Source organism: Mesorhizobium quangtriensis (assembly GCF_040081925.1).
GTDB classification, from domain to species: Bacteria; Pseudomonadota; Alphaproteobacteria; order Rhizobiales; family Rhizobiaceae; genus Mesorhizobium_K; species Mesorhizobium_K quangtriensis.
Map to the genome: position 1 here is coordinate 827,834 of NZ_JBEBMF010000002.1, position 15,496 is coordinate 843,329.

Annotated in this window: 11 protein-coding genes; 6 read left to right on the top strand and 5 right to left on the bottom strand. The window is 64.2% G+C overall.

Annotated elements, in window-relative coordinates; all coding sequences use genetic code 11:
* Positions 1-975: 975 nt before the first annotated feature.
* Together ABMA32_RS12515 and ABMA32_RS12520 are read right to left on the bottom strand one after the other, a co-directional pair.
* A complete protein-coding gene (locus ABMA32_RS12515) occupies positions 976-4,119 on the bottom strand; it encodes an efflux RND transporter permease subunit (RefSeq protein ID WP_349014091.1) in 3,144 nt (1,047 codons plus the stop codon).
* A gap of 3 nt (positions 4,120-4,122) precedes the next feature.
* Complete coding sequence (locus tag ABMA32_RS12520; protein WP_349014092.1) at positions 4,123-5,289, bottom strand: efflux RND transporter periplasmic adaptor subunit; 1,167 nt, start codon at positions 5,287-5,289, stop codon at positions 4,123-4,125.
* A 218-nt stretch (positions 5,290-5,507) separates the two neighbouring features.
* Between ABMA32_RS12520 and ABMA32_RS12525 the strand changes: the two genes are divergently transcribed.
* Positions 5,508-6,218: an SIMPL domain-containing protein gene (locus ABMA32_RS12525; protein WP_349014093.1), complete on the top strand. Its 711-nt coding sequence runs from the start codon at positions 5,508-5,510 to the stop codon at positions 6,216-6,218.
* A 525-nt stretch (positions 6,219-6,743) separates the two neighbouring features.
* On the opposite strand, the gene ABMA32_RS12530 is transcribed toward ABMA32_RS12525, so the two are convergent.
* A complete protein-coding gene (locus ABMA32_RS12530) occupies positions 6,744-7,148 on the bottom strand; it encodes a hypothetical protein (RefSeq protein ID WP_349014094.1) in 405 nt (134 codons plus the stop codon).
* A 144-nt stretch (positions 7,149-7,292) separates the two neighbouring features.
* Positions 7,293-7,739, bottom strand: coding sequence for a YcgN family cysteine cluster protein (locus ABMA32_RS12535; protein WP_349014727.1), 447 nt, complete (start codon positions 7,737-7,739; stop codon positions 7,293-7,295).
* 205 nt (positions 7,740-7,944) lie between these two features.
* Between ABMA32_RS12535 and ABMA32_RS12540 the strand changes: the two genes are divergently transcribed.
* The 3 genes from ABMA32_RS12540 (at position 7,945) to ABMA32_RS12550 (ending at position 12,694) form a co-directional block, all read left to right on the top strand.
* Complete coding sequence (locus ABMA32_RS12540) at positions 7,945-9,738, top strand: OmpA family protein (RefSeq protein ID WP_349014095.1); 1,794 nt, start codon at positions 7,945-7,947, stop codon at positions 9,736-9,738.
* Positions 9,739-9,983: 245 nt separating this feature from the next.
* Positions 9,984-10,496: a TIGR00645 family protein gene (locus ABMA32_RS12545; protein ID WP_349014096.1), complete on the top strand. Its 513-nt coding sequence runs from the start codon at positions 9,984-9,986 to the stop codon at positions 10,494-10,496.
* Positions 10,497-10,564: 68 nt separating this feature from the next.
* Positions 10,565-12,694, top strand: a complete 2,130-nt coding sequence (locus ABMA32_RS12550) for a DUF294 nucleotidyltransferase-like domain-containing protein (RefSeq protein ID WP_349014097.1) — start codon at positions 10,565-10,567, stop codon at positions 12,692-12,694.
* Between the two features lie 2 nt (positions 12,695-12,696).
* On the opposite strand, the gene ABMA32_RS12555 is transcribed toward ABMA32_RS12550, so the two are convergent.
* Complete coding sequence (locus tag ABMA32_RS12555; protein WP_349014098.1) at positions 12,697-13,566, bottom strand: SDR family oxidoreductase; 870 nt, start codon at positions 13,564-13,566, stop codon at positions 12,697-12,699.
* Between the two features lie 198 nt (positions 13,567-13,764).
* On the opposite strand from ABMA32_RS12555, the gene ABMA32_RS12560 reads away from it, so the two are divergent.
* Together ABMA32_RS12560 and ABMA32_RS12565 are read left to right on the top strand one after the other, a co-directional pair.
* On the top strand, positions 13,765-14,991 hold the full coding sequence (locus ABMA32_RS12560) for an SLC13 family permease (protein ID WP_349014099.1): 1,227 nt from the start codon (positions 13,765-13,767) through the stop codon (positions 14,989-14,991).
* A 66-nt stretch (positions 14,992-15,057) separates the two neighbouring features.
* Positions 15,058-15,492 (top strand): DUF3775 domain-containing protein, encoded by a 435-nt coding sequence (locus ABMA32_RS12565; RefSeq protein ID WP_349014100.1) that lies wholly within the window; start codon positions 15,058-15,060, stop codon positions 15,490-15,492.
* The last annotated feature ends 4 nt before the right edge of the window (positions 15,493-15,496 follow it).

Genomic DNA, 15,496 nt, shown 5'->3' on the forward strand with positions numbered 1-15,496 from the left:
GGGGGGGGGGGGGGGGGGGGGGGGAAGCGGCACGGTGTTGAGCGGACTCACCTCCCCCTTGCGGGGAGGTCGGCCGGATGTAATCCGGCCGGGTGGGGTTGCTTATCACAGGCGGGACATGGAGATATGAGCGTCGAGCGGTGCCTCCGGCTACTTCACCCGTCCGACCGCCTGCGGCGGTCGTCCACCCTCCCCGCAAGGGGGAGGGGTATCCGCGCACTTCATCGCTGCCACGCCCTGCTTTCGCAGTCTGGCTCATTCGAAGAGCGCTCCCTGCCACGGAGGGAGAAGTCGGGAAGCGGGGCACGGGGCCTTGCCTCTCATATTTTTAGTAACGTGGCCGGTCTCCCGCGCCCCGCCGGCGTTCTTGCCCCGATGGAGGACACGGCCGTTGCCGCTGGTCTCCGTCGGGGCCCGGACCTGGGGGTTCATCAGCCAGCCAACGCGACCGCAGCGTTGACCGATCCGGCACCGCCGCCCTCCCTGATACCCGGTGCGCACCAGGTTCCCGTGAGGGCGATGGGGGCAGTATGCGGGAGGTCTGAGGGGCGTGGATAAGTTGGCTGAAGTTTTTCTTCTGATCGAATGAAATCAATGGGTTGGGCGGAAGGTGTATTCACACCTTGCCCTCGCACTTCGTCATCCTCGGGCTTGACCCGAGGATCCACGCCGTGAGGTTGATGCCTGCCTGATGGCGTCGGCGGTTAGCGCCTGCTTGAGGGGGCTGTATGCCGCCGTGCCGTCACGCCATGGATCCTAGGGTCGCGCTCCGCTTCGCTGCGCTTGCCCTAGGATGACGAAGGTGATGGTGGACCTGACGACCCTGCAGTGCCTTGCCGCGCCGACTACGGCCGTCGTCATTCCGGGGCCGCGCAGCGGAACCCGGATCCAGAGTGCAGACGCTGGCAAGCGAGACGCATTCGCGATCTACGCCAGCCGTATCTGGCGGCCTGCCGGAGCGCGTCCTATCCGCCCTCAGACTGTCCTTTCCTCCGCCTGCGGCTCGGCTTTGCCCTTGCCGCCGAACAGATGCCCGACCTTCTCGAAGAAGACAAAGAGCGCCGGGATGAGCAGGATGCCGACCACAGTAGCGGCGAGCATGCCGGCCACCACCGTCGCGCCGATGGAGGCACGGCTGGCGGCGCCCGCGCCATGCGTCAGCAGCAGCGGCACCGAGCCGAGGATGAAGGCGATCGCCGTCATCAGCACCGCGCGGAAACGCATGTGCCCGCCCTCGACAGCCGCATCGACCAGCGACTTGCCGGACTCGAACTGTTCCTTGGCGAATTCGACGATCAGGATCGCGTTTTTCGCCGCAAGGCCTATCAGCAGGACAAGGCCGATCTGGGCGTAGATGTTGAGCCCGAGCCCGATCAGCCGAATGCCGAGAATGGCGCCCAGAACCGCCACGACGACCGAGGTCATGACGGCGAAGGGTATCGTCCAGCTCTCATACTGCGCAACGAGGAAGAGGTAGCCGAAGATGATCGCCATGGCGAAGACGATGATCGTCTCGCTGCCCGCGAGCGCCTCCTGATAGGACAGGCCCGACCATTCGTAGGCATAGCCCTGCGGCAGGCTCGTGCCGGCAAGCTTCGAGAGGGCCGCCATGGCGTCGCCGGATGAAGCGCCGGCGGCAGGGCTTCCGTTGATGGTCGCTGCCGTGAACTGGTTGTAGCGCGACAGCAGCGTCGGCTGCAGGTCGGTCCGCACACTCGCCACGGCCCGCATCGGCACCATCGCGCCGGTGGTGCTGCGCACGAAGATCTTCAGGATGTCGTCGGGCGTGCGCCTGAACTGCTGATCCGCCTGGACGTTGACCTGGTAGACCTGGCCGAGGATCGTGAAGTTGTTGACGAAGGACGAGCCGAGCTGCGTCTGAAGCGTGTTGAAGATGGTCGACACCGGCACGTTGAGGCGTTGGGCGCTGACGCGGTCGATGTCGAGATAGAGGCCGGGCACTTCCGCCGAGAAGGTCGAGTAGGCCTGGCCGATGGCCGGGTCGGAATTCGCTGCGACGATGAAGTTGCGCATGACCTGCGCCAGTTCCTCGGGCGACTGGCCACCAAGTGCCTGCAGCCGGAAGTCGAAGCCTTCGGCGTTGCCGACGCCGGGAATGGCCGGCGGCGGGAACACGATGATGCTGGCCGAGCCGAGCGCGGCGAATTCCTGGTTCAGCTTCGTATAGATGCCGCGCAGGCCCGTTTCTGGAGTAGTGCGCTCGTCCCACGGCTTCATGACGACGAGGCCGAGGCCGGAGTTCGGCTGGATCGCGCCGGAGAGCAGGCTGTAGCCCGACACGGTGACCACGTTGGCGACGCCATCGACACCGCGCGCGATCGCCTCGAGTTTGTTCAGCACATCCTGCGTCCGTGGCAGCGCGGCCGCGTCGGGCAGCTGAACATTGACGAACAGGACGCCTTGGTCCTCGGTCGGGATGAAGGCGGTCGGCGTGCGCGAGAATTGCCAGACGGCAAGCCCGGCGCAGGCGAGGATGATGAGCGCGGCGACGAATGAGCGGCGAGATAGCGCTCGGTTGAGCCAGGAGTAGCCGTTGCGGGTCTTGTCCAGACCTTTGTTGAAGTAGCGGAACAGGCCCCTGCCCTCGCGCGGCGGCCTCAGGAAGACGGCGCAGAGGGCCGGGCTGAGCGTCAGCGCGTTGATCGCCGAGATTGTGACGGACGCCACGATGGTGATCGCGAACTGGCGGTAGAGCTGGCCTGTGATTCCGGGCAGGAAGGCGACGGGCAGGAAGACGGCGACGAGCACCAGGGTGGTGGAGATGATCGGCCCGGTCACCTGCGCCATTGCCTTGCGGGCGGCATCGGCGGGATGGATGCCAGGCTCTTCCTCCATCACGCGCTGGACGTTCTCGACGACCACGATCGCATCGTCGACCACGAGGCCGATGGCGAGAATCAACGCGAACAGCGTGATCGTGTTCGCCGAGAAACCGAATGCCAGCAGCACGGCGAACACGCCGATCAGCGAAACGGGAATTGTAAGCGCCGGGATCAGGGTCGCGCGCCAGTCCTGCAGGAAGATGAACACAACCGCTAGGACGATGACGCCGGTCAGGATCAGCGTGAAGATGATCTCGTGCACTGTAGCGCGCACGAAATCGGTCGAATCGTAGATCACCTCGTAGGAAACGTCTGCCGGGAAACGGCTCTTGAGCATCTCCAGCTGGGCTTTGACATCTCCGGCCACACCTAGCGCGTTGGAGCCGGGCGACTGGTAAATAGCCATCGTGGCAGCCGGCTTGCCGTTGAGCTGCGAGACGGAGGAATAAGACTGCGCGCCAAGCTCGACGCGGCCGATGTCACGCACGCGCACGATGCCGCCATCAGCGCCCGTCCGGACGATGATGTCGGCGAACTGGTCGACGCTTTCGAGACGGCCAAGCGCGGTGATCGAATACTGCAATACCTGGTCATTTGGGATCGGCGGCGCACCGATCAGGCCGGCGCCAGCCTGCACGTTTTGCTGTTGGATCGCATTGGTGACGTCGTCCGAGGTGATGCCAAGCGCAGCCATGCGCTGCGGGTCGAGCCAGATGCGCATGGAATAGCTGAGACCACCCATGAGCGTCGCCGAACCGACACCGAAAACGCGCGAGATCGGGTTGACCACATTGATCTGGGCGTAGTTCGACAGGAACAGCCCGTCATGCGTCCCCGCGGGCGAGAAGATGTTCGCGATCATCAGGAAGTTGGGCTGCTGCGCGCGCACGTTGACGCCGAGCCGCGTCACTGCATCCGGCAGGAGCGGCGTGGCGAGCGCCACCCGGTTCTGGACGTTGACCTGCGCGATGTCGTGGTCGGTGCCGACAGCGAAGGTTACTGTCAGCGTGTAGAGGCCCGACGAACTGGTTGTCGAGGCCATGTAGATCATGCCTTCGACGCCATTCACCTGCTGTTCGATGGGCGCGGCCACCGTCTCGGCCAGTGTCTCGGCATCCGCGCCGGGATAGCTGGCGGTCACCTGTACGGTTGGCGGCGTGATGTCCGGATACTGCGCCACCGGTATGTTGACCATGGCGATGGTGCCGGCAAGCGTGATGAGGATGGCGATAACCATCGCCAGCCGCGGACGGCGGATGAAGATGTCGGCGAACATGGATCAGGTCCCCGCCGGCTGCGGCGTTACGACAATGCCCGGTCTCACCTTCTGTATCCCCGAGACGATGACCATCTCGCCCTGAGCCAGCCCGCCGGTGATCGCCCAGTCGGTGCCGACGCGCTGGCCGAGCGTGACGCGGCGGATCTGGGCGCGGTTCTGCTCGTCAAGGCCGAACACATAGGGGCCCTCCTGGTCCTGCAGGATGGCGGATGCCGGCACGACGGGCAGTTCGACACTCTGGCCGGCCTGCACCGTTACCTGGACGAACTGGTTCGGCACCAGCTTGAGCTGCGGGTTGGGGAACTCGGCATAGACAGCGATGGTGCCTGTGGACGGATCGATCGTGTTGTCGATGAAGGCGATACGGCCCGACTGGTCGTATTCCGTGCCGTCGGGAAGCCTCAGCTTCGGCTGGAAGGATGCTGCGTCAGCGGCAAGGCCCTTGTTGTCAGGCTGCAGCGTCTTCACCACACCGAGATATTCGCGGTCCGAGATCGAGAAGACGACCCGGATCGGATCCGTCTGTACGACGGTCGCAAGCGTTCCGCTCGAAGGAGACACAAGGTTGCCTTCGGTGATGATCGCGCGGCCGATGCGGCCGGTAATCGGCGTCTTGATATCCGTGAAGGAGAGATTGAGCTGCGCCGTCGTGAGCTGCGATTGCATGAGCAGGATCTGCGCCTTGGCCTGATCGACCTGGGCGGCGGCGCTGTCGCGGTTGGCCTGCGCCTGGTCGACAACCGATTGCGACACCGCGGCGGTCTTGAGCAGATCCTTCTGGCGCTGCAGATTGATGTCCTGGAGCTTGAGATTGGCTTCCGCACCCGCTTCCGCCGCCTGGGCGGACGCAAGCTGGGCCTGGGCGCCCTCGAGCGCCGCCTGATAGGTATCCTTCTCGATCACGAAGGCGGTGCTGCCTGCCTGGACGAAACCGCCTTCGGTGAAATTCACGGAATCGAGGAAACCCTCGACGCGCGAGGTCAGCGCAACCTGCTGCGCGGCGACGACGGAGCCAACGAACTCGGTCTGGTTGGTGACCGAGGCGAGCTTCACAGCCGCCGTTTCGACGATGGGCGGCGCGGCGGGGGCCGCTTCCTGCGCCAGCGCGGCGCTGCCGGCGAGCAACAGGGCCGCTATGAGCGAAGCACCTCTTTCCAGTGTTCCCACGCCCAATCTCCCTCGTCTGGCTGCCGATACGTCAGCATGTTTCTTAAAGACTCTCTGCTGCTTCTGCCAGACCCGGTTGTTCGTCTTTTCAAGCGCTTTCCGCTTTTTCAATACTGCTTGCGGGGACTTTCGGACCCGCCGCAATCCATCCACAATCACTGCGTATTTCACGACGTAACAAAGACTTCAGTTTGCAACGAAACCAGTAAGGACAGTTCATGAACAGACGTATGATGGCGCTCGGGCTTGCGGCGGCAATTGCGCTTCCAGCAGCTGCTACCGCCGCGGAGACACCCATCCAGCCGCGCATCATCGTGACTGGCGAAGGCCAGGCAAGCGTCGCGCCCGATATGGCACTGCTGTCGCTCAGCGTGATGCGCGAGGCGCCGACGGCGCGCGAGGCGCTCGACGCCAACAACGCAGCGATGACAGACGTGACAAAGGCCATCAAGGATCTCGGCGTCGCAGACCGCGACATCCAGACCTCGGGGTTGCAGATTTTCCCGCGCTACAATTTCACCAACAATCCAGACGGCACCCAGGAAGCCCATCTCGTCGCCTATCAGGTGACGAACACACTATCGGTCAGGGTCCGCGACATCACCAAGACCGGTGAAGTCCTCGACAAGGCCGTAACGCTCGGCGTCAACCAGGGCGGCAATATCACGTTCACCAACGACGACTCATCGGCCACAGTCACCGAGGCGCGCAAGCGGGCGGTCGAGGATGCGACCCAGAAAGCAAATACCCTTGCAAGCGCGGCAGGCGTCAAGCTCGGCCGGGTGCTTGAGATTTCCGACCAGACCTTCGGTATCCAGCCGATGCCGATCGAGGCGAAGGCCTTTGACCGCGCGGCTGCTGGCATACCAATCCAGGCGGGGGAAAATTCTTACCGCGTCCAGGTCAACATGACCTTCGAACTGGAATGAGCGCTACTCCAGCCAACAGAAGCGCGCCGCTACCAAGGCGCGCTTGACGGAAATGCGACGATAGTCGCCTATAACAAATGATAGACGATCGGTTTTCGCAGTGGAGGGTTTAATGCGCCGTTGGTCACTTCTTGCTATTCCTGTCGCTCTTCTGTTGAGCGCCTGCAACACAACTCCCCCGCCTTCAGGCGGTGGTGGAGCGCGTCCGCCTTCCGGCGTTCCGCTGTTTGGACCGGGCTTCCGCAATTCCGGTGATCTTTGCCGCCGCGCCGGCGAAAGCGTCTTCACGAACCAATTCCTGAGCGACTCTGCCCAACTGGTTGCGTGCCCCCCCGGCACCGACGCGAGGCTCTTTGCCTTCGAGACCGGAGGCAAGGAAGTGGGCCGGCGTGACGGCTGGATTCTGTTCTCCGTCCCGCATCGCTAAAAACTTGCGCCTAAGAAACAAAAAGCCCCGGAGGTTTTCTCCGGGGCTCTGATTTGGAAGCTGCTCGTCCGTGTCGGCGGACGACTGCTCCCGCTACTCTACCAGCGCACTATCGGGCAGTTTGGCGCACGGGCGAAGGTCATGTGGACGCGCTCGCCCCATTTGCGGCCAGCGACGGTAATGGTGCGATGGCTGACATCCACCACCCGCGCACGGCGCAGGCCGTAGCGCTCCGCCTTGTCTACAGCGCGATCGGGGGAACACCGGCGATCGTAGCGCCGATCATCACGACGGTCCCAACGGTCATCGCGGCGGTCGTCCCAGCGCGGACCATGGCGGTAGTCGGCGCGGTCGTAGCCGCCGAATTCCATGCCGATGCCAACGCCATTGCCTGCGTCATATTCCAGATACGCGCCCTGGGCTTGGGCGGCGGCGGGAACAGCGGCGAGCGCGCCGAGGCCGATAAGGGCGGACAGGGCAGCGGCCTTGAACCTGGTAAACATCTCGATATCTCCTTTGTCTCTCGCCGAAGCGATTGAGTGGAGATTGCGCCAGCCAAGCTGAACGGTCCGGGAACCGCGCATTCATGAGCGGTTCATGTACGAAAGCGCCTTCTTGCGCTCCAAATCTTCAGACGAAATCCGCTCTCACGGCTCGCCATCAAGCATATGATCGAAATAGTCCTCGACCTCGGCAATATCCTCCTCGGAGGCGGTCACGCGGCCGCGTACAGAAACGCCGGCCCGATGAACGGCCTTGCGATCGCCGGAAACGAGATGATGCCAAGGAAAGAGGTGGCGTCCTTCAGCGACGAGCCTGTAGGCGCAGGTGCTCGGCAGCCATGTGATGGTTCGCACGTTTTCCGGTGTCAGGCGCACGCAGTCGGAGACGGTCGCGAGGCGATTCTCATAGTCCTTGCAACGGCAGCTCTCGGCGTCGAACAGGCGGCAGCCGATGCTGGTGAAGTAGATTTCGCCGGTGTCCTCGTCCTCGAGCTTGGACAGGCAACACTTGCCGCATCCGTCGCAGAGAGATTCCCACTCGGCGGGGCTCATCTCCTCGAGCGATTTTTCCTTCCAGAAAGGCTTGGCCATGGCGCGGATGTGAGCCTTCGCAAGCGTCGCGTCAAGCGAGGGCAGCACTCATTGTCATCATCGTGCCATCAAGCCGCCACGTTGACGTACCCCCGGTCGAGATATGGTTCTCGGGCCGCCGGCACCGGTGGCCGACGGAACCAAAACGGCCAAATTCGGTTTTCGCTGGGCTAGGGACACCCGAAATTCCAAGGAGACATAAACGATGAAACGCCAACCACGGATTCTGGCAGGCACGGCTATCGGCCTGCTGATGGCGTCCGCGCCGTTGGGCGCGTACCCATTTTCGGGCGACAGGAGCGAGCTTTCGGGCCGCACTGTCCCGTTCCAACTGTCGCAATTGCAACTGGCGCAGGCAGAATGCGAAGGCGAAAACTGCCCGCCAGAAGAACAGCAGCAGGCACCGGCGGAAGAGCCAGCGCCCGCACCCGAACCGCAGCCCGAGACAGTGCCCGACCCTGCGCCGGAGCCCGAGGCTGTCCCACCAGAGCCCGCTCCCGCTCCCGAACCTGAGCCCCAACCGCAGGCCGCTCCGGAACCGGCACCTGAGCCTCAGCCCGAACCGCCACCGGCGGCGGAGGAACCTGCTCCACAGGTAGAGCCAGCCCCGCAACCTGTACCGGAAGCAGCGCCCGAGCCTGCGCCTGCAGAACAACAGGCCCCGGCGGAGCAGCCGCCTGCCGAACAGCAGCCAGCGGAAGAGCCTGCACAGCAGGCCCCAGGCGAGCAGACTCCTGCGGAACAGGCTCCGACCCAACAGCCGCAGGAACAGCAGCCAGCATCGCCTGATGCTTCGCAGCCTGCGCAGGAGCCAGCCGAAGCACAGCCAGCAGCACCCGGCGAGCAGCCAGCACCGTCCGTACCCGAAACCACGGCCCAGCCGACCGACCCGAACGAAGCGCCTCTGTTCGACAGTCAGAAGGAAGAGGCTCCGGCACAGCAATCCGGCGCGGAGCAAGGTCAGCAGGGCCAACAGGCTGCACAGCCTCCTGTGGTCGATCCCGGCCCGCCGCCAGAAAGCGACGCGGCGGCGACGGAGGCTGCTCAACCGCAGCGTATCGAGGCCGTGACGCAGGAGCGCGGCAAACGCCGCGAGCGCCCGCCGGAAGAGAACCTGCGCCGCGAACAACGTCCCGAAGGCGTCGATGTCCTGCGCGAGATCGGCGACCGGCTGATCCTGCAGCTCGGTGGCCAGACCATCGTCGAGAGCAACGACCGTCCGCGCATGACGCGCGGCGCTCGTGACGTCTACTACGAGGACCTGCCGCGCGGCCGCACCCGCGAGACGATCATCCGCGACAACGGCGTGCAGATCATCACCATCCGCGACCGCTACGGCGACGTGATCCGCCGCTCGCGCATCACGCCCGACGGCCGCGAATACGTGCTCGTCTATGTCGACGAGGACAATTACGACCGCGTCGGCGAATGGCGTGATCCCGGTTATGACCTGCCGCCCCTGCGGGTGAACATCCCTCGTCGGGAATACATCCTGGAGTCGGAATATGTCGACGGGCCGGACGACTACTATGACTTCCTCGAACAGCCGCCGGTGGAACGCGTCCAGCGCCTCTATTCGGTGGACGAGGTGAAACGCTCGGCTCGTGTGCGCGACATCGCCCGGCGCATCGACCTCGATACGCTGACCTTCGAGTTCGGCTCGGCCTCCATCCCCGAGAGCGAGATACAGCGCCTGGAAGGCGTAGCGTCGGCCATGGAACGGCTTCTGGAGCGCAATCCGGCGGAGACCTTCCTGATCGAAGGTCACACCGACGCGGTGGGATCGGACGTCGCCAACCTGGCGCTGTCAGACCGGCGCGCGGAAGCCGTCGCCGAAGCCCTGACCAACGTTTTCGGCATTCCGCCGGAAAACCTGGCGCCACAGGGCTACGGTGAGCGCTACCTGAAGGTGAAGACACAGGCACCGGAACGCGAGAACCGGCGGGTTGCGATACGCCGCATCACCCCGCTTGTGGCCCCGGTCGCCAGCGCCAACTGACGTCAGGGAATCTATTCGTCGGGCTTCGAGGCTAACGCCTTGAATTGCGGCGGAAAGACACCAGATTCCGGGGCAAGGCTTCCCTGCCCTGTCCCGCGATCCCCTCCCGGGACTGAAACCCGGCCGGCTCCCCCCTCCCGGCCGGGTTTCTCTTGCCCAAATTTCAAAGGTGGTTCTGCAACCCCCTTGCATTGCACAGTGGCGCCACCGAAATAGCAGCGAGACCCGCCGGAACCCGTCCCCGCATGAAGCGCATCGAACTCGCCATCGAATCCATCATCCTCGCCTCCCGCTGGCTGCTGGTGATATTCTACCTCGGACTGGCGGTAGCGCTCGGCATCTATGCGCTGTCCTTCGCAAAGAAGCTGTTCGATTTCAGCACGGTGGTGATGACGCTGAACGACACCGACACCATCCTGCGCATGCTTGGGCTTATCGACGCCGCACTTGTCGCCAGCCTCGTGGTTATGGTGATCATCTCGGGCTACGAAAACTTCGTCAGCCGCTTCGACGGGGATCGCGACGTGCATTGGCTGGGCACGATCGACGTCGGCTCCCTGAAGGTGAAGGTCGCATCCACCATCGTCGCCATCTCGTCGATCCATCTGCTGCAGGTCTTCCTCAACAGCGCCACCTACACGAATGCGCAGCTCATGTGGGTCACCATCATGCACATGGCCTTCGTGCTGTCGGCGCTATTGCTGGCATACATCGACCGCCTGGGCGGCAAGAAGGTGAAGGGCGAGCCGGACGTCTAGGCCTTCTGGGCCGACGCCTAGACTTTTGTCGCGGTGACGAGACGCCCGACAGGTGCGAAGATGGCTCGATGCAGGAGATTCCGGCAAGGCTAAGCACCGGGGCAACGCCGCTCGCCGCGCTCGATGCGGTGGCGGTGGATACCGAAACGACGGGGCTCGACGTCCAGCGCGCACGCGTCGTCCAGTTGGCCGGGGTCGGGATCAGGCTCGGCAAGCCGGCCTACGATGACGCCTATCAAGCGCTGGTCGATCCGGGCGAACCCATCCCTGCCGCTTCGACGGCTATTCACGGAATTGCGGATTACACCGTCCGCGGAGCACCCGGTTTCGCCTCGGCATTGGCCGGTTTCCAGACCTTCCGGGCCGGACGGCTGCTCGTTGGCCACTCGATCGGTTTCGATCTGGCGGTGCTCGAGCACGAGGCGCGACGGGTGGGAGCGACGTGGAGCAAGCCGCGATCGCTTTGCCTGCGTCTCCTCGGCTCGATCGCCAATCCGAACCTGCCTGAAGGGTCGCTGGACGCCTTGGCGTCGTGGCTTGGCGTTTCCATAGGCGGGCGGCACACGGCGCCTGGCGACGCAGCCGCGGCGGCGGAGATATATTCCGCCCTCCTCCCACATCTCGCCGGTAGGGGCATCACCACGCTGGCCGAGGCCGAACTGGCCTGCCTTCGGCGCACCGACCAGCTCGAATCCGGCTATCGGGCCGGCTGGACCGAACCGGTTTCCCGGCCACAGCCCTCCCAGGCCGGGGCGCTTGATCCATATGCCTACAGCCATCGCGTCCATGAATTGATGAGCCGTTCCGTCGTTGTGGTGTCAGACCGAGCCACCGCCAGGGAGGCCATCGACCTCATGGTGGAGCGGCGCATCTCCTCCATCTTCGTCGCTTCACACGCCGAGCCCGGCCATCCTGTCGCCGACTACGGCATCGTGACGGAGCGCGACGTCATGCGTCTGATCGCCACCCGTGGAGCCGATGGCCTTGCCGTACCTGTCCGCGACTTCGCATCGCGTCCTCTGGCCAGCATCGCAGGAGGCGCTTTCGTCTATCGCGCCATCGCCCGTATGGATCGGCTGAAGCTCAGGCATCTCGCCGTCCGCGACGAGCATGAGCGGCTGGCAGGCGTAATCTCCGCACGCGATCTTCTTCGCCTGCGCGCCAGCGCGGCGATCAGCCTGGACGACGCCATCGGCGCGGCGCGCAACGCCGCCGAGATGGCGCAGGCGTGGGCAAGCGTGCCAGCCGTCGCGCGAACGCTGCTCGCGGAGAAGCTCGACGCGAACCTCGTGTCGGGGGTCGTCAGCGAGGAAATCCGCGTCATGACACGGCGCGCCGCCGAGATGGCTGAGGGAGCCATGCAGGAGGCGGGATCAGGGTCGCCACCTTGCCCCTATGCGCTCCTGGTCCTCGGTTCCGGCGGAAGGGGTGAAAGCCTGCTCGCTCCCGACCAGGACAATGCGATCGTCTTTGCCGAAGGGGAGCCTGACGGAGCTAACGATCGATGGTTCGCGGAACTCGGCGCGCGGATCTCAGACACGCTGGATGTCGCAGGAATCCCCTATTGCAAGGGTGGTGTCATGGCGAAAAACGCTGAGTGGCGCGGCTCAATGGCCACCTGGAAGGAGCGTATCGGACACTGGGTCAAGCGCGCCGACGGCGCCGACCTGCTGAATGTCGATATCTTCTTCGACCTACGGCCAGTGCACGGCGAACTCTCGCTGGGCACCGACCTGTTCGATCACGCATTTGCCGCGGCTGCGGAGAATCCCCCCTTCGCCAAGCTGATGGGCGAAAAGCTTTTTGGGCTGCCCAGCCCGTTTGGCATGTTAGGAGGTCTGCATACCGAACAGGGTCGCATCGACCTGAAGTTGCACGGGCTTTTTCCGATCGTAACGGCGGCCCGCACAATCGCAATCCGCCGCCACATCGTGCGCCGATCGACAAGGCAGCGGCTGGAAGGCGTTACAGAACTAGGACTGGGAAATGCGGGCGAGATCGCAGATTTAATCGATGCTCACCAGCTGTTCATGGCGCTCATGCTCAACCAGCAGGCGCACGACCTGGAGACCGGGATCGCCGTATCGAACCGGGTCGATGTCGGCGCGCTTGACCGCAGCCGGCAGTCAGAACTCAAGTCCGCGCTCAGAACCGTGCAGGCAGTACCGGAACTTGTGCGTTCGCTGATGTTCGGTTGATCTCAACCAAACGTCTTCGCCACCTTGGTCGGGCTTCGCGCGAACACGTCGTCCGGCACGAAGAAATCTCCAGCAAGCTGTCCTTTCGCGCCGGGCCCATAGACGGAAAAGTCAGTGACGCCCTCTTCGCGCAGCACCTCCTCGTCAATGTAAAAATTGCCCGTCGCATCGCGCGACGGGCGATTGAGGATCGCGTGGGCCGCGTCGGCCAGGATTTCCGGCGACCGGCTCATCGCCGCGACCTGTTCGCCGCCGAGCAGGTTTCGCACGGCGGCCGTGTCGATCGCCGTCAGCGGCCAGAGCGAATTCACGGCGATGCCGTCCTTCGCGAATTCCGCGCTCATGCCGAGCGTACACATCGACATGCCGAACTTCGCCATCGTATAGGCGACGTGTCCCTTGAACCATTTCGCGCTCATGTCGAGCGGCGGCGCGAGGTTGAGGATGTGGGGGTTGGCGGCCTTCTTCAGGTGCGGGATGCAGGTCTTCGACACGAGGAACGTGCCGCGCGTATTGATCTGGTGCATCAGGTCGTAGCGCTTCATCTCGGTGTCGAGCGTGCCGGTCAGGCTGATGGCGCTGGCGTTGTTGACGCAGATGTCGATGCCGCCGAACGCCTCCACGGTCTTGACCACGGCATCCGCGACCTGCGCTTCGTCACGAATATCACAAAGCACCGGCAGCGCCTTGCCGCCGGCCTTCTCGATCTCGTCCGCCGCCGTGTAGATCGTGCCTGGCAGTTTGGGATGCGGCTCGGCGGTCTTGGCGGCGATGGTGACGTTCGCTCCGTCGCGCGCGGCGCGCAGCGCGATCGCCAGCCCGATTCCGCGCGACCCGCCGGAAATGAAAAGCGTCTTGTTCTTGAGCGACACGGTCGTCCTCCAGTCTGGAACAGCCTACCCTTGCGGCTGACACGGCCGCTGGCAAGGGTGCAGGTCGCGTCACGCAGGGTCAGGATCAATAGAATTTGACAGATAGAATTATTTCAGCGGCCCCGCGCGCAAATCCTCGACCTGCGCTATTTCATAACCGTCTCCTCTCGCAACTTCCTGCGATTCTCCGGGTTCCGCATGACAACGCTCTCCGTCACGGTTTTCGTGCTCGTCTATCTGGGCATGGCGCTCGGGCGCGTGCCCGGCCTTGCGATCGACCGCACCGGGGTCGCGCTGCTCGGCCTGATCGTGCTTCTGGCCACCGAGGACCTGACGCTGGCAGAAGCCGGCGCGGCGGTGGACATGCCGACGATCGCGTTGCTTTTCGCATTGATGATCCTGTCTGCGCAGTTCGAGCATTCTGGCTTCTACGGCTGGGTCGCACATTGGGTGGTGCACGCGGCAAAGAATCCCAAGCGGCTTCTCGCCGTGCTGATCGCGGTCACCGGCGCGATGGCGGCGATCTTCACCAATGACGTGATCGTCTTTGCACTGACACCGCTGGTCGCCGCAGGTCTCATGTCGGAGAACCTTGATCCCCGCCCCTACCTGATCGGGCTCGCAGCGGCAGCGAACGCAGGCTCGGCCGCAACGCTTATCGGCAACCCGCAGAACATCCTGATCGGCCAGGCGGGCGGTCTCGATTTCTGGACATACCTCACCTACGCCATACCGCCGACGATTGCCGTTCTCGTCATCGTCTACGTGACCATTCTCGTCACATGGCGGCTGGTGCCCGGTACCGGCAGGGCGCCGGGCGAGGTGCCGCGCCCACCCATCGACCGCTTCCAGCTCGGCAAAGGCATCGTCGCCATTGTCGCGCTGATCGGGCTCTTCCTGACGCCGCTGCCACGCGAATTGTCGGCGCTCGCCGTCGCCGGCGCACTGCTGTTGTCGCGACGGCTGTCCTCGCGCGCCATGATCGGCGCCGTCGACTGGCAGCTGCTGCTGTTGTTCGTCTGCCTGTTCGGCGTTACCGCCTCCTTCGGCAAGACCGGCCTGTCGCAGGAAGGCCTTGCCTGGCTCGCCGCACACGGCCTGCTGCCCGATCGCCTCTCGGTGCTCGCGCCGCTGACGCTAATCGCCTCCAACACGATCGGCAACGTGCCGGCGGTGATCCTGCTCATCAAGCTGGTGCCTGACCTGTCCGACGGCGCACTGACCGCGCTGGCGCTGCTCTCCACCTTCGCCGGCAACCTCCTGCTGACGGGATCGCTCTGCAACATCATCGTCGCCGAACGCGCGGCTACGGTAGGCGCCAAGCTCGGTTTCATGGATTTTGCCCGCTCCGGCATCCCGATGACGCTGGCAAGCTTCGCCGTGACGATGTTGTGGCTCTGGGCGACCGGGCTGGTGCCGTTGTAGGCCAATCGCGGTTTACAGTGGCAACCGCATTTTGCTTAACTTGGTGCGCAATCAGCGGAGCAGAGCGTGCGAAAGAGTGTCGAGCCGGTTTGGGACCTGACGATCGCGCCGGATACTGTGCGGCTGATCGTCGACAAGGCGCGCACGATCAGTGCAGCGGTCAACGAGGATTATGACGACGGCGCCGAACACGAGGTCGAACTGGACGGCGACGCGCACCGGACCCACCACCATGACGGCCTAGCCGAGGAAGAGACCGAGGACCAGACGGAGCGCGAGCTGCGCCAGATCGTGCGCGAACTGAACGTCGACGAGGCGGCCGAGCTGATCGCGTTGGTGTGGATCGGCCGCGGCGACTATGAGGCGGCGGAATTCGGCGATGCGGTCAAGGAGGCCAGGCAGCGCGACTACAAGCCAGTACGCTACCTGCTTGGCATGCCGATGCTGGGCGACTGGCTCGAGGAAGGGCTTGAGGCAATCGGGGTCGCACCGGAGGAATAGCGCC

Bases quoted from the DNA above. Each gene is read 5' to 3' on its own strand.
- ABMA32_RS12515 (WP_349014091.1), bottom strand. From the start codon at position 4,119: ATGTTCGCCGACATCTTCATCCGCCGTCCGCGGCTGGCGATGGTTATC.
- ABMA32_RS12525 (WP_349014093.1), top strand. From the start codon at position 5,508: ATGAACAGACGTATGATGGCGCTCGGGCTTGCGGCGGCAATTGCGCTT.
- ABMA32_RS12530 (WP_349014094.1), bottom strand. From the start codon at position 7,148: ATGTTTACCAGGTTCAAGGCCGCTGCCCTGTCCGCCCTTATCGGCCTC.
- ABMA32_RS12535 (WP_349014727.1), bottom strand. From the start codon at position 7,739: ATGGCCAAGCCTTTCTGGAAGGAAAAATCGCTCGAGGAGATGAGCCCC.
- ABMA32_RS12540 (WP_349014095.1), top strand. From the start codon at position 7,945: ATGAAACGCCAACCACGGATTCTGGCAGGCACGGCTATCGGCCTGCTG.
- ABMA32_RS12545 (WP_349014096.1), top strand. From the start codon at position 9,984: ATGAAGCGCATCGAACTCGCCATCGAATCCATCATCCTCGCCTCCCGC.
- ABMA32_RS12550 (WP_349014097.1), top strand. From the start codon at position 10,565: ATGCAGGAGATTCCGGCAAGGCTAAGCACCGGGGCAACGCCGCTCGCC.
- ABMA32_RS12560 (WP_349014099.1), top strand. From the start codon at position 13,765: ATGACAACGCTCTCCGTCACGGTTTTCGTGCTCGTCTATCTGGGCATG.